Origin of the sequence: Enterobacter sp. 168J2, from assembly GCF_034107265.1 — a bacterium.
GTDB lineage: Bacteria > Pseudomonadota > Gammaproteobacteria > Enterobacterales > Enterobacteriaceae > Enterobacter > Enterobacter nematophilus.
The window spans coordinates 1-23748 of sequence record NZ_JAWNEB010000016.1 but is presented as its reverse complement, the minus strand read 5'-3'; the positions used below and the strand labels follow the sequence as shown (position 1 = coordinate 23748).

The 23748-nt window shown below is 54.6% G+C and carries 23 protein-coding genes; 12 read left to right on the top strand and 11 right to left on the bottom strand.

Features of this window, described 5'->3' with window-relative positions:
- Positions 1-60 precede the first annotated feature (60 nt).
- The 12 genes from traD (at position 61) to USG84_RS22655 (ending at position 15595) form a co-directional block, all read left to right on the top strand.
- Positions 61-2229 carry a type IV conjugative transfer system coupling protein TraD gene (gene traD / locus USG84_RS22710; protein WP_151413335.1) on the top strand — a complete coding sequence of 723 codons (2169 nt, stop codon included), beginning with the start codon at positions 61-63 and terminating at the stop codon, positions 2227-2229.
- Positions 2229-7469 (top strand): conjugative transfer relaxase/helicase TraI, encoded by a 5241-nt coding sequence (gene traI / locus USG84_RS22705; RefSeq protein WP_172689893.1) that lies wholly within the window; start codon positions 2229-2231, stop codon positions 7467-7469. Before traD ends, traI begins: the two co-directional genes overlap by 1 nt.
- Before the next feature lies 1 nt (position 7470).
- Positions 7471-8208 (top strand): type-F conjugative transfer system pilin acetylase TraX, encoded by a 738-nt coding sequence (gene traX, locus USG84_RS22700; protein ID WP_151413334.1) that lies wholly within the window; start codon positions 7471-7473, stop codon positions 8206-8208.
- Between the two features lie 66 nt (positions 8209-8274).
- A complete protein-coding gene (locus tag USG84_RS22695) occupies positions 8275-8994 on the top strand; it encodes a fertility inhibition protein FinO (RefSeq protein WP_151413333.1) in 720 nt (239 codons plus the stop codon).
- Positions 8987-9778: a DsbA family protein gene (locus USG84_RS22690; RefSeq protein ID WP_172689894.1), complete on the top strand. Its 792-nt coding sequence runs from the start codon at positions 8987-8989 to the stop codon at positions 9776-9778. Before USG84_RS22695 ends, USG84_RS22690 begins: the two co-directional genes overlap by 8 nt.
- 147 nt (positions 9779-9925) lie before the next feature.
- On the top strand, positions 9926-10471 hold the full coding sequence (locus USG84_RS22685; protein WP_151413332.1) for a phospholipase D family protein: 546 nt from the start codon (positions 9926-9928) through the stop codon (positions 10469-10471).
- Between the two features lie 151 nt (positions 10472-10622).
- A complete protein-coding gene (repA, locus tag USG84_RS22680) occupies positions 10623-10862 on the top strand; it encodes a replication regulatory protein RepA (RefSeq protein ID WP_048960020.1) in 240 nt (79 codons plus the stop codon).
- A 246-nt stretch (positions 10863-11108) separates the two neighbouring features.
- Entirely contained in the window at positions 11109-11186 is a 78-nt protein-coding gene (gene tap, locus USG84_RS24115) for a RepA leader peptide Tap (RefSeq protein ID WP_011201829.1), read from the top strand.
- The gene (gene repA, locus USG84_RS22670; protein WP_151413331.1) at positions 11167-12042 is read left to right on the top strand and encodes an incFII family plasmid replication initiator RepA; all 876 of its coding nucleotides are present in this window, start codon (positions 11167-11169) and stop codon (positions 12040-12042) included. Before tap ends, repA (USG84_RS22670) begins: the two co-directional genes overlap by 20 nt.
- A gap of 985 nt (positions 12043-13027) precedes the next feature.
- The gene (locus USG84_RS22665) at positions 13028-13933 is read left to right on the top strand and encodes a hypothetical protein (protein ID WP_172689891.1); all 906 of its coding nucleotides are present in this window, start codon (positions 13028-13030) and stop codon (positions 13931-13933) included.
- Positions 13934-14029: 96 nt separating this feature from the next.
- The gene (locus USG84_RS22660) at positions 14030-14851 is read left to right on the top strand and encodes a hypothetical protein (protein WP_172689892.1); all 822 of its coding nucleotides are present in this window, start codon (positions 14030-14032) and stop codon (positions 14849-14851) included.
- Positions 14852-14977: 126 nt separating this feature from the next.
- Positions 14978-15595: a DUF2913 family protein gene (locus USG84_RS22655; RefSeq protein ID WP_063941969.1), complete on the top strand. Its 618-nt coding sequence runs from the start codon at positions 14978-14980 to the stop codon at positions 15593-15595.
- 55 nt (positions 15596-15650) lie between these two features.
- Here the strand turns inward: USG84_RS22655 and USG84_RS22650 are convergent, their stop codons facing one another.
- The 11 genes from USG84_RS22650 to USG84_RS22600 all read right to left on the bottom strand — a co-directional run bounded on the left by USG84_RS22650 (position 15651) and on the right by USG84_RS22600 (position 23583).
- Entirely contained in the window at positions 15651-16700 is a 1050-nt protein-coding gene (locus USG84_RS22650; RefSeq protein WP_166479508.1) for an Abi family protein, read from the bottom strand.
- Between the two features lie 265 nt (positions 16701-16965).
- Positions 16966-17838 (bottom strand): restriction endonuclease, encoded by an 873-nt coding sequence (locus tag USG84_RS22645; protein WP_151413636.1) that lies wholly within the window; start codon positions 17836-17838, stop codon positions 16966-16968.
- A complete protein-coding gene (locus tag USG84_RS22640) occupies positions 17835-18485 on the bottom strand; it encodes a recombinase family protein (RefSeq protein WP_151413637.1) in 651 nt (216 codons plus the stop codon). Before USG84_RS22640 ends, USG84_RS22645 begins: the two co-directional genes overlap by 4 nt.
- Positions 18486-18908: 423 nt before the next feature.
- The gene (locus USG84_RS22635) at positions 18909-19133 is read right to left on the bottom strand and encodes a hypothetical protein (protein ID WP_151413638.1); all 225 of its coding nucleotides are present in this window, start codon (positions 19131-19133) and stop codon (positions 18909-18911) included.
- A 28-nt stretch (positions 19134-19161) separates the two neighbouring features.
- Positions 19162-19449 (bottom strand): type II toxin-antitoxin system RelE family toxin, encoded by a 288-nt coding sequence (locus USG84_RS22630; RefSeq protein ID WP_000222768.1) that lies wholly within the window; start codon positions 19447-19449, stop codon positions 19162-19164.
- The gene (locus tag USG84_RS22625; RefSeq protein WP_123061107.1) at positions 19446-19697 is read right to left on the bottom strand and encodes a type II toxin-antitoxin system Phd/YefM family antitoxin; all 252 of its coding nucleotides are present in this window, start codon (positions 19695-19697) and stop codon (positions 19446-19448) included. The genes USG84_RS22630 and USG84_RS22625 overlap by 4 nt, the downstream gene beginning before the upstream one ends.
- A gap of 254 nt (positions 19698-19951) precedes the next feature.
- Entirely contained in the window at positions 19952-20245 is a 294-nt protein-coding gene (locus USG84_RS22620; RefSeq protein WP_123061108.1) for a CopG family transcriptional regulator, read from the bottom strand.
- Positions 20245-20883, bottom strand: coding sequence for an AAA family ATPase (locus tag USG84_RS22615; RefSeq protein ID WP_123061109.1), 639 nt, complete (start codon positions 20881-20883; stop codon positions 20245-20247). The genes USG84_RS22620 and USG84_RS22615 overlap by 1 nt, the downstream gene beginning before the upstream one ends.
- Before the next feature lie 152 nt (positions 20884-21035).
- Positions 21036-22310, bottom strand: a complete 1275-nt coding sequence (locus tag USG84_RS22610; protein ID WP_151413639.1) for a Y-family DNA polymerase — start codon at positions 22308-22310, stop codon at positions 21036-21038.
- Positions 22310-22732: a translesion error-prone DNA polymerase V autoproteolytic subunit gene (gene umuD / locus USG84_RS22605; protein ID WP_123061113.1), complete on the bottom strand. Its 423-nt coding sequence runs from the start codon at positions 22730-22732 to the stop codon at positions 22310-22312. The genes USG84_RS22610 and umuD overlap by 1 nt, the downstream gene beginning before the upstream one ends.
- Positions 22733-22911: 179 nt before the next feature.
- Complete coding sequence (locus USG84_RS22600) at positions 22912-23583, bottom strand: SOS response-associated peptidase family protein (RefSeq protein WP_123061114.1); 672 nt, start codon at positions 23581-23583, stop codon at positions 22912-22914.
- Between the last annotated feature and the right edge of the window lie 165 nt (positions 23584-23748).

Sequence of the window (23748 nt, the reverse complement as noted above, 5' to 3'; positions counted from 1 at the left end):
GTTCCTGAATGTAGCCTTATCATAACCGTCTAAACCCCATTTATACCGGACCCATACATCATGAGTTTTAATGCAAAGGATATGACCCAGGGCGGTCAGATCGCGAGCATGCGCATCCGTATGTTCAGTCAGATCGCCAATATCATCGTGTACTGTCTCGTCATTCTCTTCGGCATAATTGTCGCGATTACGCTGTCGGTTAAACTGACCTGGCAGACGTTCGTGAACGGCATGGTTTATTACTGGTGTCAGACGCTGGCCCCCATGCGCGATATTTTCAAATCCCAGCCTGTCTATACCATCCGTTATTACGGCCATGAGCTGAAGTACAACGCGCAGCAAATACTGCAGGACAAATATATCCAGTGGTGCGCCGACCAGGTCTGGACGGCCTTTATTCTTGCCGCCATCATCGCGGCCGTGGTGTGCGTTATTACCTTCTTTGTCACCACCTGGATTCTGGGCCATCAGGGTAAGCATCAGAGTGAGGACGAGATAACGGGAGGGCGCCAGCTGACTGATGACCCGAAAGCGGTGGCGAAAATGCTCAGGCGCGACGGTCTCGCATCCGACATCAAAATCGGTGAGCTGCCGCTTATTAAGGACTCGGAGATCCAGAACTTCTGTCTGCACGGTACCGTCGGGGCCGGTAAATCAGAAGTTATCCGCCGTCTGATGAACTACGCCCGCCAGCGTGGCGATATGGTCATCGTGTATGACCGCTCCTGTGAGTTCGTCAAAAGCTACTATGATCCGGCCACAGATAAAATCCTTAACCCGCTGGATGCGCGCTGCGCTGCATGGGACCTGTGGCGGGAGTGCCTGACGCAGCCTGACTTCGACAACGTTTCCAACACGCTTATTCCTATGGGCACGAAGGAAGACCCCTTCTGGCAGGGGTCGGGACGTACCATCTTTGCCGAAGCCGCTTATCTGATGCGCAACGACAAGGACCGCAGCTACAGCAAGCTGGTCGACACGCTGCTTTCCATCAAGATTGAGAAGCTGCGCTCGTACCTGAAAAACTCCCCGGCGGCGAACCTGGTGGAAGAGAAAATCGAGAAAACGGCCATCTCCATCCGCGCCGTGCTGACCAACTACGTCAAGGCCATCCGCTACCTGCAGGGCATCGAAAATAACGGCGAGTCATTCACCATACGCGACTGGATGCGCGGCGTTCGTGAGGATGGTAAAAACGGCTGGCTGTTTATCTCCTCCAATGCTGACACCCACGCTTCCCTCAAGCCGGTTATCTCCATGTGGTTGTCCATCGCCATTCGCGGGCTGCTGGCGATGGGTGAAAACCGTAACCGCCGCGTGTGGATCTTCGCCGACGAGCTGCCGACCCTGCACAAGCTGCCGGACCTGGTTGAGATCCTGCCGGAGGCGCGTAAGTTTGGCGGCTGCTACGTCATTGGCATTCAGTCCTACGCCCAGTTGGAAGATATTTACGGGCAGAAGCCGGCGGAAACGCTGTTCGACGTGCTGAACACCCGTGCCTTCTTCCGCTCGCCGTCGCGCAATATCGCCGAGTTCGCCGCTGGCGAAATCGGTGAAAAAGAAATCCTCAAGGCGTCCGAGCAGTATTCCTACGGTGTGGACCCGGTACGCGACGGTACCTCGGTCGGCAAGGACATGGAGCGCGTCACCCTGGTGAGTTACTCCGACGTCCAGACGTTGCCGGATCTCTCCTGCTACGTCACGCTTCCCGGACCTTATCCTGCCGTGAAAATGGCGCTGAAGTATCAGCAGCGTCCAAAGGTGGCACCGGAATTCATTCCGCGCACCATCGACGGGAAAGCGGAGGAACGCCTGAATGCCGCGCTGGCTGCACGTGAACATGAATCCCGCAGCATCGCCATGCTCTTTGAACCGGATGCCGATGTTGTCGCGCCAGAGGGCGGTGCGGAGAATGCTGGTCAGCCACAGCAGCCACAGCAACTGACGCCAGCGCCCCGCGCTGCAGACACCGCATCCGCTACGGCATCCGTAGCGGGTGCCGCAGGCACTGGCGGCGTGGAGCCTGAGCTGAAGACAAAGGCGGAAGAGGCTGAACAGCTGCCGCCTGGCATCAGTGAAAGCGGTGAGGTGGTGGATATGGCGGCATGGGAGGCGTGGCAGGCGGAGCAGGACGAACTGTCTCCTCAGGAGAGGCAGCGTCGTGAAGAAGTGAACATCAACGTTCACCGGGCGCCTGAAAAAGATCTTGAGCCGGGAGGATACATCTGATGATGAGCATCGGATCGGTAAAATCCGCCGGCAGTGCGGGCAATTATTACACCGACAAGGACAACTACTACGTTATCGGCAGTATGGGCGAGCGCTGGGCCGGAAAAGGGGCTGAAGCGCTGGGGCTCAGCGGCGGGGTGGACCAGAAGGTCTTTACGAAGGTTCTGGAGGGACGCCTGCCGGACGGCAGCGACCTCAGCCGGACTCAGGACGGGGCGAACAAACACCGTCCGGGCTACGACTTCACCTTCTCTGCGCCCAAAAGTGTCTCCGTGATGGCCATGCTGGGAGGCGACAAGCGTCTTATTGAGGCACACAACCGCGCGGTGGAGACCGCCATTAAGCAGATAGAGGCAATGGCCTCCACGCGGGTTATGACGGAGGGCAGGAGCGAGACGCAGCTGACCGGCAACCTGGTGATGGCGCTGTTTAACCACGATACCAGCCGCGACCAGGAGCCGCAGCTGCACACCCACGCGGTGGTGGCCAATGCCACTCAGCATGGCGATGAGTGGCGAACGCTCAGCAGCGACAAAGTGGGTAAAACCGGGTTTATTGAGAATAGCTACGCCAACCAGATTGCCTTTGGCCGCCTGTATCGTGCCGCGCTGAAGGATGACGTCGCGGCGATGGGCTATGAGACTGAGACGGTCGGCAAACACGGCATGTGGGAGCTGAAGGGCGTACCGACGGAGCCGTATTCCAGCCGCAGCAGGACCATCAGCGAGGCGGTCGGGGATGACGCGTCCCTGAAGTCCCGCGACGTGGCGGCGCTCGATACCCGCCAGTCGAAGCAGAAGGTTGACCCCGAACAGCGCATGGCCGAGTGGATGCAGACCCTGAAAGAGACGGGGTTTGACATTAAAGCCTACCGTGAGGCGGCAGACCTGCGGGTTGTGCAGGGGAATATTCCCGCAACGACGCCTGAAGCCATTGATATTAACAGCAACGTCGGGCAGGCCATCGCGATGCTGAGCGACCGGCGGGCGCGGTTCACGTATTCCGAACTGCTGGCCACCACCCTCGGGCAGCTGCCCGCGCGGTCGGGCATGGTGGAGATGGCGCGTGACGGCATCGATGCGGCGATAAAAAATGAGCAGCTCATCCCGCTGGATAAAGAGAAGGGGCTGTTTACCTCGAACATCCACGTGCTGGACGAGCTGTCGGTGTCGGCGATGACCCGCGATTTACAGCGGACGGGGCAGGCTGACATTTTTCCGGATAAAAGCGTGCCCCGCAGCCGGTCATACAGCGATGCCGTGAGCGTTCTGGCCCAGGACCGTCCGCCCGTGGCGATCATTTCGGGTCAGGGCGGGGCGGCCGGTCAGCGTGAGCGCGTGGCGGAGCTGACGATGATGGCGCGCGAACAGGGGCGTGACGTGCAGATTATCGCCGCCGACAGGCGCTCGCGCAGCGCCCTTATGCAGGATGAGCGCCTCAGCGGCGAGCATATCACCGACAGGCGGGAGCTGACGGAGGGCATGACCTTTACGCCCGGCAGCACGCTGATTGTGGATCAGGGGGAGAAGCTGACCCTGAAAGAAACGCTCACGCTGCTCGACGGCGCGCTGCGCCATAACGTCCAGCTGCTGATTGCCGACAGCGGCCAGCGCACCGGGACCGGCAGCGCCCTGACCGTCATGAAGGAGGCGGGAGTTAGCACGCTCGCGTGGCAGGGCGGTGAGAAGACGCAGGTCTCGGTTATCAGCGAGCCTGACCGGCGGCAGCGGTATGACCGCCTGGCCGCTGACTTTGCCCGAAGCGTCCGCGCAGGTGAACACAGCATGGCGCAGGTCACCGGTCCGCGCGAGCAGGCGGTGCTCGCAGGCGTAGTCCGCGAGGCGCTTAAGGCGGAAAAGGTGCTGGGCGAGCGGGAGGTCAGTATCACTACGCTGGAGCCGGTCTGGCTCGACAGCCGCCATCAGCAGGTGCGCGACCACTACCGGGAGGGGATGGTCATGGAGCGCTGGAATGCCGAAGCACGCAGCCGGGAACGCTTTGTCATTGACCGCGTGACGGGCCGCAACAACAGCCTGACGCTGCGTAACGCCCAGGGTGAAACGCGGGTGACCCGCCTGTCTGAACTCAACAGCAGCTGGTCGCTGTACCGCACCGGCACGCTGCAGGTGGCCGAAGGCGACCGTCTGGCAGTGCTGGGTCAGGCGCAGGGGACGCGGCTCAAGGGAGGCGATACGGTGACCGTTAAGGCGCTCGGGGAGGCGGGGCTCGTCGTCAGCCTGCCGGGGTGTAAGGCGGACGTGGTCCTGCCCGCAGGCGGCAGTCCGTTCACCGCCGCGAAGGTGGGGCAGGGCTGGGTGGAGTCGCCGGGCCGCTCGGTGAGCGACAGCGCCACGGTCTTTGCCTCGCTGTCGCAGCGCGAGCTGGATAACACCACGCTGAACAAACTGGCGCTCAGCGGCCGGGCGGTGCGGCTCTATTCCGCGCAGACGGCGCAGAAAACGACGGAAAAGCTGTCGCGTCAGTCGGCCTGGAACGTCGTGTCTGAACAGATTAAGGATGCGGCCGGGCACGGGCGTCTTGATGATGCCCTGGCGCACCAGAAAGCCGGGCTGCACACGCCGGAGCAGCAGGCTATCCATCTGGCCATTCCGGTGCTGGAGGGTAACGGCCTGGCGTTCACGAAGCCGCAGCTGATGGCCGCCGCGAAAGAGTTTGAGCAGGACAGCCTCAGCCTGCAGGCCATCGAAAAGGAGGCGGACCGGCAGATACGCAGCGGCGCCCTGCTGTCGGTGCCGGTATCGCCGGGAAACGGCCTGCAGCTGCTGGTCTCACGCCAGTCGTATAACGCGGAGAAAAGTATCCTCCGCCACGTTCTGGAGGGAAAGGAGGCCGTCACTCCGCTGATGGCGGGCGTGCCGGACGCGCAGCTGGCGGGCCTGACCGACGGGCAGCGGAACGCCACGCGCATGATACTGGAATCCCCCGACCGCTTTACCCTGGTGCAGGGCTACGCCGGGGTGGGTAAGACGACGCAGTTCCGGGCGGTCATGTCGGCTATCGGCACGCTGCCGGAACGGGAGCAGCCGCGCGTTATCGGCGTGGCCCCCACCCACCGTGCGGTGAGCGAGATGCGCGATGCGGGCGTGCCGGAAACGCAGACGCTGGCAGCCTTTATTCACGACACGCAGCAGCAGCTGCGCGGCGGCGAGCGGCCGGACTTCAGCAACGTGCTGTTTCTCGTGGATGAAAGCTCGATGGTCGGTAACGCCGACATGGCGAAGGCATACAGCCTGATTGCCGGGGGCGGCGGTCGCGCGGTCTCCAGCGGCGATACCGACCAGCTGCAGTCCATCGCCCCGGGCCAGCCCTTCCGCCTGCTGCAGAAGCGCAGCGCCATTGACGTGGCGGTGATGCAGGAGATTGTCCGCCAGACGCCGGAACTTAAACCTGCCGTCTACAGCCTGATTAACCGCGATATCGGCAGCGCCCTGACGACCATTGAGAGCGTGGCGCCGGCACAGGTGCCGCGCAGGGCGGATGCCTGGCAGCCGGACAGCTCCGTCATGGAGTTCAGCCGCGAACGGGAGGAGGTCATCGCGAAAGCCGTGGCGGCCGGCGACATGATGTCCGGCGGGCAGCCCGCGACGCTGCTGGAGGCCATAGTGAAGGACTACACGGGGCGCACGCCAGAGGCGCAGGCGCAGACCATCGTTATCACCGCCCTGAACGCCGACCGCCGCCAGGTGAACGCCATGATTCATGACGCCCGTCAGGATGCCGGCGAGGTGGGCGAAAAAGAGGTCACGCTGCCGGTCCTTACGCCAGCCAATATCCGCGACGGGGAGCTGAGGCGCATGGCAACGTGGGAGGCATCCCGCGACAGCCTGGCCCTGCTGGACAGCACCTATTACAGGATTGAGTCGCTGGACGGGGACGCGCACCTGGTGACGCTGAAGGATGCGCAGGGCAACACCCGCAGCCTGTCGCCCGCGCAGGCGGCGACAGAGGGCGTCACGCTCTACCGTCAGGACACCATTACCGTGTCGGAAGGCGACCGGATGCGCTTTTCGAAAAGCGACAACGAGCGGGGCTTCGTGGCCAACAGCGTCTGGTCGGTCAGTGAGATAAAAGGTGACAGCGTCACGCTGTCGGACGGGAAACAGACCCGTACGCTCACGCCGTCAGCCGAGCAGGCAGAGCAGCACATCGACCTGGCCTATGCCGTCACCGTTGAAGGCTCACAGGGAGCGAGCGAACCCTTCTCCATCTCCCTGCAGGGCACGGACGGCGGACGTAAGCGGATGGTGAGCTTCGAGTCTGCCTACGTGGCGCTGAGCCGCATGAAGCAGCACGCGCAGGTCTATACCGACACCCGGGACAAGTGGGTGGCCGCGATGGAAAAATCGCAGGCGAAAAGTACGGCGCATGACATTCTGGAGCCGCGCGGCGACCGCGCCGTCGCGAATGCCGTCCGCCTGACGGCGACGGCAAAAGCGCTGGGTGAGGTGCCTGCCGGTCGCGCCGCGCTGCGCCAGGCCGGGCTGCAGCCTGAGGGCTCAATGGCGAAATTTATCTCGCCGGGGCGTAAATATCCGCAGCCGCACGTGGCGCTCCCGGCCTTCGACCGCAACGGCAGGCAGGCGGGCGTCTGGCTGAGCGCCCTGACGTCCGGAGACGGGCAGCTTAAGGGGCTCGCTGGTGAAGGCCGGGTGATGGGCAGCGGGGACGCGGCGTTTGCGGGTCTGCAGGCCAGCCGTAACGGCGAGTCGCTGCTGGCGCGGGATATGGAAGAGGGCGTGCGGCTCGCGAGGGAGAATCCGCAGAGCGGCGTGGTGGTGCGGCTCGAAGGCGAGGTGCGACCGTGGAACCCCGGCGCCATTACCGGCGGTCGGGTCTGGGCCGACGGCCTGCCCGATGGCACCGGTACGCAGCCCGCAGAAACGGTGCCGCCGGAGGTGCTGGCACAGCAGGCCCGGGAGGCTGAGGTGCAGCGGGAGCTGGATAAGCGTGCTGAAGAGGCGGTCCGCGAGATGGCCCGCAGTGGCGACAGGCCGGCCGGAGGATCTGACGTCGCCGTCCGGGATGTGGTACGGGATATGGATCGGACAAAAGAAACGTCGGCATCTCCCCTCACGCTGCCGGATACGCCGGAAGAACGCCGCCGGGATGAGGCGGTGTCTCAGGTGGTGCGTGAGAACGTGCAGCGGGATCGCCTGCAGCAGATGGAGCGCGAAACGGTGCGAGACCTTGAGCGTGAAAAGACCCTGGGAGGCGACTGATATGCGCGCTGAAAACCATCCGCTCTTCCCCCTTGTGGTGGTGGCCGACTGCTGGCTGCAGCGTCTGCTTGTGTGGACGCCGGGCCAGACCGACCTTATCAAAACCGTGGCGCTCCTCCTGATGGTGGCCGACCACATCAGCATGCTGTGCGGACTGGATAATGACTGGCTGCGTCTTGCCGGTCGGGGAGCGTTTCCGCTCTTTGGTCTGGTCTGGGCCATGAACCTCGCCCGCCATCCGCAGATTCAGCAGCGCGCCCTGAACCGGCTCTGGATATGGGCCGGGGTAGCGCAGGGCGGCTGGATACTGGCCGGGCTGCGCCCGGACCTGGGCAATATCCTGTTTGCCTTTGCGGTCAGCGGACAGGCACTGGCGCTGATGCAGCGGCACGGGCCGCGCACGTGGCCGCTCTCCCTGATGCTGGTTCTGGCCTGGCTGCCGTTTTCGGCGGGAAGCTACGGGCTGGCGGGGGTAGTGATGCTGATGCTGGCCTGCGGCGTCTGTATGACGGGCCGGCGCACCACGCGCACGGGGCTGGCGCTGTGTCTGGCACTGGCGATACTCGCGCTGAATGCCGCGGACAGCCCCGCCTTTGCCATCGCGGGTCTGGTAATACCCAGCGTTACCCTGACGGTGCTGAGTCGGACCTGTTGCCGCGTGCCGAGGTTCTGGCCGCGCGAATTTTTCCCGCTGTTCTACGCGGTGCACCTTGCCGTCATCGGACTGATGGTGATGTGATATCTACCGTGTCAGAATAGGGTCAGTCAGGGGAGTATACGTGAAACAGATTTATCCGGAGGCAGGATGACAGAGCAGGGGCGCCCCACGCTGACGCTGCGCCGCAAAGCGGAGCCAGAAGGTCAGCGTGCCGTAAGCAACAGTGAACCGGACGGTGCGGGTCCGGGCCGGGTCACGCGTAAAAAGACCGTGGTGGTGAACACGACGCCTGCCTGGAAGGTCAGGAAGCAGGCGGTGGATGAGAGCGCGAAAAAGGCGCAGGCGGACGAGAAGGCCGCCAGAAAAGCAGAGAAAGCCCGGCAGTGGGCTGAGCGACAGGCCCAGGAGAGGGAGGCCATGCGGGCGGCCAGGCGCAAACCTGCCCCGGAACCGGTGTACCGGAAGGTCATGCCGCTTGCGGACGCGCTCGCGCTCCTGAAGCGTTGCTGGCCAGCCCTGGTGACGGACGGCCAGCCGCAGCTCCTGGCGGTCAACATCCGGGAGGCAATGGTCAATGACATTCGCCGGCGCGGGCTGGAGGTTTCCGTGAAGACGCTGAAACGCTGCCTTGCCGCCGTCACCCGCTCGGATGCGTATCTGGGCGCCATGACGGTGGGCGCGTGGCGTAAAAACCTTGCCGGTGAACCGGTCGCAGCGGTGAGTCCAGAGGAGGCGGCGTATGCTGTGGAGCGCAGGGCTCAGGAGCACGCTAAACGACAACGCAGGGCGGTCAGAAGCGTCGCCACCCGTGCACGAAACGAACTGATAACAACCGAGAAGAGAAAAACACAGGATGAACATGAATAAAACCCTTTCAGTCATGCTTGCCGCAGGCCTTCTGGTCTCCGGCGTGGCGGGGTCAGCAGAGAAACCTGCCGCTGCCTTTACCCCGGAGCAGGAAGCCCGCATTGGTGAAATCGCGAAAGACTACCTGCTGGCCCATCCGGAAGTGCTGGTTGAGGTCAGCCAGAAGCTGCAGGCCCAACAGCAGGAGAAGCAGCAGCAGGCGATGACGGCCGCCGTGGTTCAGAATCAGGCAGCGCTGCTGAACGATAAAGGCACGCCGTCATATGGGCCGGCCGACGCAAAAGTCACTGTCGTCGAGTTTTTCGATTACCAGTGCATCTACTGTGCCCGCCTGGCGCCGGAGCTGGAGAAGGTAATAAAAGCAAACCCGAACGTGCGCTTTGTGTTCAAGGAATTCCCGATATTTGGCCAGCGCTGGCCGGCGTCGCTCAGTGCGGCGAAAACCGGGCTCCAGGTCTGGAAGCAGAAGGGGGCCGATGCTTACCTTAACTATCACAACGCGATTTACGCCACCGGCCACAACGAGGGTAAGCTGACCGATGCTGATATCAGCGCGGCCGCAAAAGCCGTGAAGTTCGATGCGAAAACAGCCCCAGATGTTCAGGGGACCCTGGATGGCATAAACACACTTGCGCAGCAGCTGGGCTTCAGCGGTACCCCGGCCCTGGTGGTTCTCCCGTCAGCCGGCGCCAGTGCTGATAACGTGACGGTTATTCCGGGATACACCAGCGCGGAGGCCCTGCAGCAGGCCATCAGTCATGCTGCCGGTGATACCAAAAAATAATCAGGCGTCCGCCAACTGATACCGCTAAAAGAGACTGACGCCTTCGCCGTGCTCAGTTGTCCAAACCCGGAGAAGGGTAAAAGCAAGTTTTCCCCGTCTCCGGCGTTTCTGGTTAACACATCCGAACAGTATTTCTGAGGTTATTTAATGCGTAAGTTCACCTTTCGCCAGCTGGCCGTGTCCGGTCTGGTATGTCTTTCGCTGAGCTGTATTCAGCCCGCAGCAGCGGCATCCTCCGTTCAGGTCGGCTTTTCACCTGAAGGCAGCGCGTTGCAGCTGGTCCTTAAGACGATTGAGTCAGCACAGCAGGAAATTCGGCTGATGGGCTACTCATTTACGTCTCCGGAGGTGGTTAGTGCGCTTGTCAGGGCAAAACGTCGTGGTGTGGATGTGAAGATAGTGCTTGATGAAAAGGGCAACCGGAGCAAAGCCAGCCAGGCGGCGATGAACGTCGTGGTGAACGCGGGAATTCCGCTGCGCACCAACGGTCGCTACGCCATCATGCATGACAAAGTCATTATTGTTGATAATCATACAGTTGAGGCTGGTAGCTTTAACTACACTCGCTCTGCTGCATCGCGGAGTAGCGAGAATGTGCTGGTTATTAATGAGGTGCCGGAAGTGGCACAAACCTACCTTCAGCACTGGCAGTCGCGCTGGGACGGAGGAACTGAGTGGCATTCTTCATACTAAGTCGCATCGTCATTTGATCCGCAATCTACATCCATCCAGGTGAGTCATGCGCCAACATGGCTCACACTTACGCGTAAAGTTAAGTCGCTGATTTCAGATATCTGTAGTATTCTCTGCAAACGATCCAAGTTTGATCCTTGAGGAGGCAGAGATGTCACAAGCCGAAAATGCAGTTACTTCCTCATCGAATGGAAAACGAACGTACCGTAAAGGTCACCCGCTGAGTGCTTCAGAGCGGCAACAAAGTTTTGTTGCCCGTAAGCGTGAAACGCACAAAGAAATCAAGATCCTTGTGCCCAATGAGCTCAAGAGTAAATTTCAGGAAATGTGTGCTGAGAGTGGCCTCAGCCAAGCAGAACTGTTTAGTCGTTTAATTGATAAAGCCGAGTGAACTAGCGTTATGGGCTGACAATCTTGCTTGCTAGGATATGTAGTGCTAGATTACTGATCGTTTGACAGAATTATTTGGTTGGCCACACCACAAGGTGGCAGGGAACTGGTTCTGCTGAGGTATCAACCCGGAACCAGAAAAGCAAAAACCCCGATAATCTTCGACTTGTTTGGCGACGCGAAGAAGATTAACGGGGCCTACTTAAACTGTATAGAAGCTGTTGCTCTATGCAGGGAGTATAGTTTTATGCTCAGAAAACTGCAATACCCGTTTCTGTGCCATTTGCTCCTTCCGTGCAACATAAGTGCGGGAAGGTGTGACTGACGCTCAGGCCCTGTTCTCCCATTACCGTCAGGTTAAAAACCCGAATCCGGAATTCACGCCGCGAGAGGGGAAAAAGACCCTGCCGTTCTGCCGTAAGCTGATGGCGAAAGCCGAGGGCTTTACGTCCCGTTTTGACTTTTCCGTCCATGTGGCGTTCGTTCGCTCGCTGGGTAAACGTCATCGCATGCCGCCGTTGTTGCGTCGTCGAGCCATCGATGCCCTGCTCCAGGGACTGTGCTTCCATTATGATCCGCTGGCCAACCGAGTACAGCGCTCTATTACCAACCTAGCTATTGAGTGCGGCCTGGCCACAGAGTCGAAAAACGGTAATTTATCCATCACCCGCGCCACCCGGGCGCTGAAGTTTATGGCGGAGCTGGGGCTGATTACCTACCAGACCGAATATGATCCGCAGATTGGCTGCAACATCCCGACCGATATTACCTTCACGCCGGCGCTGTTCTCCGCGCTCGACGTCTCTGACGTGGCTGTGGTGGCCGCCCGCCGCAGCCGTGTCGAATGGGAAAATCAGCAGCGTCAGAAGCAGAAGCTGAAGCCACTGGAGATGGACGAGCTGATAGCGAAGGCCTGGCGATTTGTGCGCGAACGGTTCCGCAGCTACCAGTCCGAGCGTAAACAACATGGCCTGAAACGTGCCCGCGCCCGCCGTGACGCGACCAGGACCCGCCAGGATATTGTGACCCTGGTGAAGCAACAGCTGACGCGTGAATATGCCAGTGGCCGCTTTATCGGCGGTCATGAAGCACTGAAGCGGGAGCTGGATCGGCGCGTGAAAGAGCGCATGCTGATGTCGCGTGGCAACAACTACACGCGGCTGGCCACCGTCCCCATATAACCCTTCCTGTGTGAAAAATCCGGCTGGCGCCGGAGGGTTTCGCACGTCTGCAGCTCCCGGCTGACGGTTTTCTGCACGAAATGACGGCCGTCCTTCCTGACATTCACCCCATTCCGCCATCAGAATGGCCAGAAATTGCATCAGAGTGGCCACATCTCGTCGCCAGATTCAGTTACCCACAAATAACTGCAAGGGACCTTTCTATAAGGTTACAACCGTTATGCTTACAGAGCGCCAGCCGACCTGATTTCAAAGTGCGTGGTTTCCTTTAAAAACCAGCTCTGTACTTCTTTTAAATAAATAATCTTTCTCTCTTATAAATAAATAACCTGTTCGTCGCCTGACCTGTGGACAGGCTCCTGAAAATGCCCGCCCTTGCAGCGGACTACGTCCGCGCCGGTTCGGCAACTACCTGAAGTAGCTCCCATCGCTACGCGACGGGCCCCCAAACGCTCTAGTAGTTACAACATTCAAAATAATCACCTAAAGGCACTCACAGCGCCCGTCTGAAACCTCACGCCCCTCCCCCACCACTGAAAAGCGAGACCGCCCCGGGCCAAAGGCCCGGAACAACGTCGCTTTTAATGATGGATGTTGTAACTAGATTCCGAGTGGCTGTGAGTGGTGTCGCTGGAGGTTTTGAGTACACGCCCGTAAGCGGCCCTCACGGCCCGCTAACGCGGAGATACGCCCCGACTGCGGCTTCGCCTTGTCGTGACCACTCCGACGGCGCACAAAAGCTTCTGTATCGCTTTTAGCGGGTTTTGGTCTTGCAGTGGGAAAGGATGGATTGGTGAAACCTGTCAACAATGTAACCGGCTGCGCCGGGCTACGGCGCCACTCACTCACAGTGCCATATTCAATACCAGCAGGCGCCTCCATGCCGCTAAAGCGGCATTCAGTGGACAGGCTGCGCACTGCTCGCCTGTCCGGTATGCATGTGATATAAACGATTGTGTTTATAAACACTTCTGTGGATATCGTTATGCTGCTGACCGACTACATTGACAGCGTGTACGGAACAGCGCGCGGAAACCGGGCGCGTTTTCTGAAGGACAATCCGGATATCCTTCCCCAGGAGCTGAGCCGCTGGCTTAAGGCTGGCCTGAAAATCAGGCCGGAGACCGGCGAAATCTACAAGCCCGTAACACGCCGCGTCAGGATACCGTCGGCGGTCGCCGCCGGGGCTGGCGTCTTTCTCTCTGACGACCTGCATGAACGTGTCGCGTCACTGGCCACCGCACAGAACGTGACAACTGATGCCATGCTGAATGCCCTGGTGGAGCGCGAGGAACTGTGTCGTAAACTGTCCCATCAGACGGAGAATGGTGACGCCGTGCCGGAACAGCAGATTGCCGGCATTGTCAGCCGGTACTTTTCAGCACTGTCTGAGCGCAGTGAAACCAGAGCCTGGCACAGGGTGCTGGAGGTGCTGGTCCGGGAACTGACGGAATCTGGCCTGCTGTCATTCCATACCGGTAATATTGCCGAGAGCCGCCGCCTGAACATCCCCCGCACCGCGTATTACTGGTACGGCGGTTTCGTGGCAAAACGCGTGGCCATGATGCTGGGCTGCTACGATATCTACCTGTGGAACGAAATGATGTACCCGGACAGCGATGTGGTCTTTGTGGGGGATGCGCGCAACGTCGTCGCTTGCTACTTCATCTGCCAGCAGATGTGCCGCCTGCTGAAAGCCGTGCGGCTGAACTGGCGTAAGCAGCAGGGCGCGTGGGGGAGCCGGGCTGAGCTGGATGAGGCTGCGCACCGGTATACGCAGCGGCTGGCCGAGGGGGTTATGGATAACGGTATTTTTATTGGTGGCGACGAACAGAACTCTTACCGGCTGTACAACTATGCGGAAAAACATTACGCCTGGGCTATGCGCTGAGAAGGGCACAACAGGTAAGAGAGAAAAAGTAATGTGTTATATTGAGGGGATTTTAATTATATTTTAAATAACAAAATAACAGGAGGTGACTTTACTATGTTTAATAGTATTTGTACTTTTGGTGGTGTCGATAAGTGCTACTCAGTTATCGATTTCCAAAAATTACCTGAGAAAGAAATAGAGAAATTAAGGCATTCACTGGTATGCCCTGGTTGCCGTGAACAGGCATTCTACAGAAAAAAAAGTGTTGATGGTAAACAGGCCTGTTTTGGGTCCCGGTACAGCACCTGCAGGGAAAGTACACTCTCACCGCAACGACAAAGGGAAGTCAGAAATGCTTCTGAAGTTCAGCAGATGATCGCAGAGTCAGATACAATTAAAATAAGCTTCAATTTTGACAGTGCTTCTTCAGCAGGCAGCGAACCGTCTGGTTTAAGCGGGAAAACGGAGATAACCGGGACGGGGCACAATAAAGCTCACACCATAAAGTCAGAACAAAAGCGAGTTCCGACAGTTTCACTTCAAAAAATACTGCACAGCTTAATTCGGGGGACAGGACTGGCGACGTCTGATACGATCATCCCGTTCGGCGACTTCAAGTATAAAGCCAAAAATTTATTTGTGAAATTTCCTGATGCTGAACCCATGACTAAAAATGCACTCAGGTTTTACTGGGGGACGCTATATAACTCGAATAATGATATTGAATGGCTTAATCCTGCTGAATGCAGGGATGTTGGAATACCCTTAGGCGATCTGCGTGATGCAATAATCGAAAAATTTAATATTTCAGATTCTGAAAGTCTCGAAGGGGCTGCAATTATTTTTGCAGGTCGTTGTCACTGGAATAAAGATAAAACTAAAAGGATAATAAATATATATGACAGTGAACGTATATTCATTTCTTTAGCTGATTAACTATGGAAGGCATTGAATAAATTTATAGTAATCGCTTAGTTTCATATGACTGGCTGCCTCCTTTACGGTTAAAATATGCCAGAGTGATGCATGAACAACCAGGAACAGAAAGGAGAAGGACACGCAGTGACGCTGACAGAAAAATCGGGCCACCTGGCTTGGTGTGCCCTGGTGGCGCTTGCGCTGGCCAGACAAAAAGGTGATGTGTTATCACCGGCGCAGGAAAACCTTTTTCTCACACGCTGGCTGGCTACCGCACTGAAGCAACGGCGTTTTCCGCGTGATGTTGCCCCCGATATCGAGTGGCTTCTGAAACAGGGACGCCAGCTGGGCGTCAGCGCGAAGCTGGCCAGCAAGCTGAATTACCTCTGGCGCTCCTGCACTGGCGAGCTGACTGAACAGAACGATCTGTTCCGGCTGACCTATGCGCTGGAAACAGCGAAAGATATGCACTGGAACTACCGTCTGCTTAGCGATCGGGAATGGTCCGGCCGGAATGCTGTGGCGCTCAGTGCGGGCGTGAACGGCATTTATCTCTCACGGGCCAACCTCGATGTCGCTTTTGACGACAGCGGCCAACAGATAAATCCGCTGACAGCGCGTCTGACGGGAAACGTAGCGGGGGTGATGAAGCTGTTTCATCGCTGTGGCTGGCAGGCAGAGCCTGAGTCTGGTGCCTCCCTGCCCCACCAGTATACGCTTATAGCCGGACAGGGAGTGCCAGAAAAGGTGATTAGTGGCTGATCTGTGCCAGATCGTCTTCAGTCAGACCGGTCATTTTCATGACATTACTGAGGTATTAAAGCTTCATTATATTCTTTGCATTAGGATATTTTGCGGAGCTTGCTTCTGGCGTGAATCGAACCTTATCATTAAGGGCAAAGGTATTGATTCCGCCCTGCATAGCCCTGTCCGCTCCATAAAAAATGGCCTGATTTTTGTCACTTTTGATCAACACATTCGCTGCAGTAATGTTTATTATTTCGCCCGTATGTTCAGGATTGATTTTAACTCCTTTAGACCAGTCTTTTCTCACTTGCAAAGTGGGAATTCCTGCAGGGAGTTGTTTATTCTTCCAGAGAGCATGTAATGAACAAAGTTCAGACATTCTTGTATTACTCTCAATTATGTCAAGTAATTTGAGATTAGAGGGGTTTATCCAATATATTACTTTCAAACATCTGTCATAATGTTCAATTACTTTGTTTATTATATCCTCAACCTGATATGCTTTCTTATTGCGCCATAAAGGCTCGTGATGAGAGAGCCGGTTTCTTATCTTATTGATATCTTTGAGTTCATTACCTATGCTGTTTATTGACAATGGAGAGCCGGAGGTCGAATCGACAGCGTTCGGGAATACACGATGCCTTAAATGTGGCCATAATGTGAGATAGGAGTTTTTTTGTACGTCGAAATCTTTTTGTACCAGAGATACCCAAAAGCCCAGAGTTAATTTTGAAATGAAGTTTTCTGCGGTTAAAGGTTTATTTTCATAATTAAGCTGTTTTACCGCTGTTTGGATATTACTCCATGCGATAAAGTTATTCTGTCTTGTAAATGTATTAACAAACCAAAGCTTGTCAATTTTAGCTTTTTCTGTCACCCAATCATGCGGCTGGAAATTCAGCTCAACCTGCTCTTCTTCGTGTGCTATCCAGGACTGATAGATAGCGTTGCGAAGCGAAATTTCAATAATTTGAAGCGCTGGTAGAAAAGCACTGGCAAGTTGCTTATTCCAAAGATAGATGCCAAGGCATTGTTCTGGCGAGGCCCCGCCAAGGATAGGTAGTTGGTATGTTGAGAACCTGGCTGTAGAAAGGGACTCTGTAATCGCTTGAATTGTCATTGTTCTGATCCATAAGGTTTCATAGATTCAGTATACCTTCCATGAACTTAGACAAAAATGCCAAATTTGTGGTTAGCGCGTGTCTATGTTTGTGACAGATTGAGGTTGACATGCTGCACCTAGACAATCATAATCTTTCCCCAGAGGCAACTCTATATATGTAAGCGCCCGCCCCTACTCAACGATGGTCGGAACGCGAATAAATTTTTCAAAAAAGGCTTCCTGATGGAGGCCTTTTTTGATCCTGTGACACAAAAGCGCATGTTCATTTAACAATATCAGGATAAATTTCGTCAATCTTGATATATAAGTTGCCCGTTTCGGCTGCTCGTCTGATTTTTTCTTCCATCAACATTCTGAAACTGATGTTATTTTTTAACATGAGAACAAGATCATAACCGCTGACACAGATGACCTTCTTTCCCCTCCCCCATGCATCCAGACCACTTTTTGTAAATCCAGCCCAACTGATAAATACGCCGCGAGCCCATGAAATTTTCTGATCCAGCTTGCCATGAAATGCATGGAGATCAGCGTTTCCTGTTTTAGTACTATGCCACTTTGCTTCCACAAGATAGGTTTCATTATTTAACAGAAAACTGCCGTCAATCTGTTCGCCCTTCAACCTGAATGCGCCTTTAGGGGATAGATAGAAGGCGGTAAATAGTTCGTTAAGCCATAATTCAAAGCTATGTCCCCGTTGGTGAGGCGGTTGGTTATGGAGGGTTTCCAGACCTTTAAGAAAATAATTATTATCGATGCCGGTGGGGACAATCAATGCAGGCGTTTTGCCGGCTGCTGCAAGACTGTCTGCCCCCTGAATTTTGGATATCAATCTACCGTAGACAGCATCATCCTGAGCAGTGATCACGTTATCAGGTATTGTTTTCCTGTATTCCCAGAGTCGAGTGACCACTCTAAGAACTGTTTCCCTGTCATCTTGCTTCAAAAGGCAACGCAATCGCTTCATTTTTGAGTCGCCATCTTTCCGATAGATGTCGTTGTCTATATCGATTGACAGCTCAGATTCGAAAAACTCGCGCATCGATTTATTTGTGAAATTCAGTACATAGCCTGCATTATTTGGGTCTTCAAAAAGCTGGTTTATATTTTTGATATCACTTTCTGTCAATTTCATTCTTTATCACCGTAAATTGTAGCCTGCCCAGGCTGACTGTTTTTACAGACGCGAATAACAGTCATTCTGGAAACTCCAGCCAATCGAGCTGTCTCATTTATCGATTTTCCGTTTTGCAGGCGTAACGTTCGTATTAGCTCATGTTTAGCCTTATCTGCCTGCCGACCAGCATACTTACCTTCTAATCTGGCTTTTTCAACACCCTCTTTCTGTCGTCGGCGACGATCCTCATAGTCTTTTCGAGCGATAGCGGCCAACATGTCCAGCATCATGCCATTAACAGCCCGCAGCATACTTCTCGTGAAGTTATCCGAAGCAGTATGAGTAAGAGCAATATGACTGGTAGGAAGGTCAAGACTAATGACCGATAGCTCCTTTTCAAACATACGTCGTTTGAGTGTGTCCCAGTCACCATCACTGAGGCGAGAAAGGCGATCTACCTGCTCAATCAGAATCACATCACCTGATTCCATATCAGACAGCATCCGATTTAGTTCCGGACGGTCGAGCGATGCTCCCGATGCGTTTTCAACATACCAGCCGGCAATACGTTGGCCATGATGCGCCGCAAATTCCTTCAGCCTGTTTTTTGCGCGAAGCGCATCCTGTTCAATTGTCGACGCGCGAAGATACGCATAAATGTACATTTTATCGCCTTCGGTAACTTTTAAGTGGTATTAGAATTTTAAGTAACTTTTGAATAGTATCTTAGCAGGGTTTTAGATTCTAAGTCGCTAGTATATTTTGGGGATACCCAATTGTTACAACCTGACGCGCCCGGTGGGCTTGTCCAACCCCTCCCCTGTTCAGAAACGAGTTCTGAACAGACTCACGGTTTGCGCGGCTGGTCAACAAAATAAAATACGATCACCTGAAATATTTTGTGGACACTTTTTCTGATAGTGCCGAAATGTCCAATATGGATAGCATTTTTGTGCATTACAGAAGGGCCGCTACAAGTGGATTAAGATGGCAAACATAATGCTGGGCAGAATGCGCTGAATGTCTAACCGCGCGGGGTATTAAACGGGAGGCGTCAAAAAGGCCGCTGGCGCGGCTTTGTCTGAAAACTAAATTTCATCAAAAATCGCAAGGCGACGACCAGGTTTTTTTCCTGCGAAGAAACGCCCCCGGGGCAAGCGATCATTTCTATTAAGGTGCTCAATCCAGTCCTGAAAGGCTGGCCGAGGCTTATTTCGACCAAAGGAAGTTAAGGACTGAGTAACCATAACAGTTTGACTGCTGTATTTTCTCATTTCGCTGAAAGAATCTTTCATAAGAGAACGGTAATCCATTATGACCTCCAAACGTAAAAATGAATGATTATCTCATTCGTTCACTGGCAAGATTATAAACGTCACTACGTTCACGTTTTCCTACAGCTACAACAGCGATAATTAATTGATCGTCAATCACCTGATAGACCAGACGAAAGCCAGAGGCTCGAAGTTTGATTTTGTAGCAGTCCTTTATCCCGCGCAGTTTTGCTGAAGGGATGTGCGGATTTTCACTGCACTTCTTTAGCTTTTTCGCAAATTGCTGTTGAATGACTTTATCCAGCTTCAGCCACTCTTTCAGCGCATCATCCCTGAATTTGACCGTATACGTCATAAGTAACTATCCAGATCCACGTCATGCAGCTGCTGGTTGCTGCGTTCGGCGACAAGCTTAACCAGTTCCTGATCGTCCAGGGCATCGAGCATTTTCTCGTATAGCTCTGCCGGAACACAGTAAAAGGCGGGCTGGTTGCGGTTAAGAATAGCAACCGGGTAGCCATCACCGGAGTTGACAGTTGCCATTGGGTTTTTCTTAAGTTCGCTGACACTGGCGCTTGTGTCACTGAGAATGATGTTGGGCATAGATTACCTTTTGAGACCGTTTAACCAGTTTCTAAAATACACCTGCAAAGACCTATTAACAAGTCTTTTTGCGCATTTATTGTGCAGGTGGGCAAAATCACCTGAACGTCAAGGCTGGCGCGAAAAATAAAAATTTTTCGATGTCTCGGCACACCACCGCGTCAACTTTCAGATTAGAGGTTTGGAAGCAGCGGTCTTTTATTATATTTTATGCCATACTTCATACTTCATACTTCATACTTCATACTTATGGGTTATGATTCTTCGTTTTTCAGATAAAGTTCCAGTGCTTCCCTGACAATGGCGCTTACATTCTTCGGCTCTTTACCGTTCCGTTTGTTCTTCAGTGCCAAATCCTCTACTTTCAATAACATTGATTCATATAGAGAAATTGTTGTTCTACATTGTTTTTCCGGTTTTTCTTCCTCGGGAGCAAATTTTGCAGGATCACCATAGGGTTTATCGGCGAGACGTCTTGCCAGTTCGTCGGCTTGTTCTGGTGTAATCGGAGGTCGTGAAGAAGCCTGTTGGCTGGGTTTCTTAACCATTATCCAAATACCTCTTCCATTAATTTTTCCATTTCCGATTTTGCAGCAGCATTATCAGTCTCTAACACCCCCAAACCAGTACTCATGCAGTCACGGTAGACCTTCCTGAAACAAATTACCGACTCAAGTCTTTTTATCGATTGGAATTCTTCAAGATACTCAATAAATTCCTTTCGTTCATTACCTCTTAAAACTGGATTTGTTGTTGCCATGCTTTGCAGGCAATACACTTTTAAGTCTGGGTTGAGATCTCTCATGCCTTCAACTTGTTGCTGCAACTCAATCAGCGTATCAAGGTCTGGTTGCGAACATTGCAGTGGTGCGATTATTTGGTGAGCGACCACCCCACTGGTAATGAACTCTCTGGAGTTTCGGCCTGCAACATCAACGATTACGTGCTCATACTTGTCATCTAGTGCGCGAAGCGTTTGAGAGAGATTATCGAATTTCTCAATAAGAGTGATAGTTGGCTTTACTTCTGCAGCTTCACGCTCAGCTAGGTGTTTTGCTGCTGTTCGCTGTAGATCTCCATTCACCAGACATACATCCTTGCCTCTGAGAGCCAGACCTATCGCGAGGTTTACAGCGGTGGTGGTTTTCCCTGACCCACCTTTATTACCACCAATTACAGTTATCATATCTATACCTATTTATGAAATGTGAAGTATGAAAGTTTTTATTCTTATTTGGTAACGAAAGTATCATACATCATAATTCATAAATAGGAAGTGTGATGTCTTAATTTATACATCATACATCATACATCATATGGCAAAGGTTTTAGGTATGGCTACAAAAGCCGAGCCACAGGAATATCACTCCAGCGCGTTGTGTATGCAGGGGACAACATTTCTCGTTTCATTTGCCACTCAGGAGCAATGCCTCGTCCCGCAAACCAGACTTTCCCAAGTCCTGAATGGTTAATACCGTCCACGACTTTCATCAGCTGATTACTGTTGCTTCGGGGCTGGGTATCATCGAACAGATTCAGCTGCGAAACCCCGGTAGGGGTGAAATCATTGAGCATGCAACCCGCTTTTGCATATCGATGGCCATTCACCCAGATCCGGTCCAGTGCTTTCACCGCTGAGGCTATGATGTCTCTGGTATCCTGCGTGGGAGTCATCAGCTTCTCACTGGCCACATTCCCGTAATACGGTTCGTTCACGGCGAACGGTGATGTTTTCACAAAAACGGCAATATGCCTGCAGAACTGCCGCTCGCCGCGCAGCTTTTCTGCTGCACGCTCAGCGTACTGACAGACTGCCTGCCGCATGGCTTCATATGTTGTGACTCGCTCACCAAAAGACCGGCTGCAGACTATCTGCTGTTTCGGCGGCGGCGCTTCTTCCAGCGAAATACAGCTATCACCGTTGAGTTCCCGGACGGTTCTCTCCAGCACAACACTGAAATTCTTCCTGATAAATACAGGGTTCGCACGCGCCAGCTGCAGTGCTGTGGTGATACCCATGGTGCTCAGTTTCCTGGATATCCTGCGGCCGACGCCCCAGATTTCTTCCACCGACTGCAGTGAGAGCAGTTTCTCAGTTCGCTTCAGATTGTGTGGCGTCAGGGCAAGTACGCCCCCGAACTGTGGCCATTCTTTGGACGCCCACTGCGCGCTTTTAGCCAGCGTTTTGGTCGGCCCCATCCCGACGCCGATTGTCAGCCCCGTTCCGGAGCGAACATGTTCGCGCAGCTGCCGGCCGAAGTCCTCATAATCGATGCAGCTGTCTATACCGCGGATATCCAGAAACATCTCGTCGATGCTGTACTGCTCCACGCGCGGCGCCAGCTCCTCAAGGTGAGACATAACCCTGTTCGACATGGATGCATAGAGCTCGTAATTGCTCGAGAACGTAATGACCGGCTCCGGGAATTGTGCCGTCTTCAGCTGGAACCAGGGGACGCCCATTTTAATACCCAGCCGCTTCGCTTCGGCACTGCGTGCGATGACGCAGCCATCGTTGTTGCTGATCACCACAACGGGCCTGTTACGCAGATCCGGACGAAACACCTTTTCACAGCTGGCATAGAACGAGTTCACGTCAGCGAGCGCAAACATCAGTTCGTACCCCGCGTCTTGTGTATGAATGCCGTCACCACGCCGAAGATCTGCAGTTCCTCCGGATAGAGAGTGGGGTAGGCGGGATTCATCGGCAGCAGGGCAATCCGGGGTTTAAGCTGCAGGCGTTTAACGGTGAATTCACCATCTGTTTCTGCGATGACAATATCCCCCTGCATGGGTTTTTCGGCCTTGTCGACAATCATCAGGTCGCCGGAGTGCAGGCCCATATCTTTCATCGAATCGCCAATGGCACGGACAAAGTAGGTCGCGCTGGGGCGACGGATACAGTAGGCGTTCAGATCCAGTTCGTCTTCGGTGTAGTCCGCTGCCGGTGACGGAAAACCTGCCGGACAGCGCTCTGTGAAAAGTGGTGCGGTGAACAGTGCTGGCTCAGATGCGGGAGCGACAAAAAGGATCATGGCTTACCTCTTAAAATACCTGTTTTTATATACAGTATTATTTAAGATATTTTCCGTCCTGCAAGGAGAATTTTACCGGCTACTGTCAGGTCATTGTTCTGGCGGATAAAACAGGCTGTGGTTTATCCACAGAAACGGTGCATAACCCTGTGAGTGGATGCCGCGTATCTCAGCGTCTGCTAAGCCAGTGGCTCAATAAGTTTCCGGCCCTGGTTACCGGGATTGCCAACTGCCCGGCTGACGGGGTGCCATGTGAAATCTTCGGCGGAAAGACTGCCCTCTCGGGCAATGTCTTTCGCCTCTTTACCGGTTGTGTTTTCGCTGAGCCATTGACGTGCGGCATCAGGTGAGTACACGAGCGGTCGCCGATCGTGAATGTCCAGCAGTCCCTCATCCGCAGCTGCTGTGACGATCAGGAATCCTTCCTGGTCATTGCCGTTTTCAAAGGGTTGTTTCCCGATGGCTGCGAGCAGGAGTGGATTTCCGTCCTTACGGTAAATGAAAAACGGCTGTTTCACGCCGTTTTGCTGTTTCCACTCGAACCAGCCGTCGGCAAAAACAATAGCCCGTCCGTGCTCCCAGAGTAGCCTGAACATCCGGCTGCCGGCCGCAGTTTCACTTCTGGCGTTGATGAGAGCGGGCTTGTTCCACCACTCCGGGGCATAACCCCAGTGAACAGGATCAAGATGCAGCTGCGAACGGCGTTCACTCAGCAGCAATACCCGGGTTCCGGGCGCGACGTTGTAGCGGCCGACGGGCTCCGGATCATACGGAATATCCCGTTCAGCTTCTTCTCCGAGAAAGGCCAGGTACTCCTCGCGGGAGTTGTACTGCGTAAACCGACCGCACATTGTGTTTCTCCGCTGTGGATCTCTAATCAGGGTTCACCTCAGTTCTGAACATAGGGGTAGAGTCTTAGTGCGTGGTGTAAATTCGGAAGGATGGTGAGAGCCATCGGCTTATCCGGTAAGGTAATGGTTAATCAGACAATTATCTTAGAAGGAGTCAACCGATGG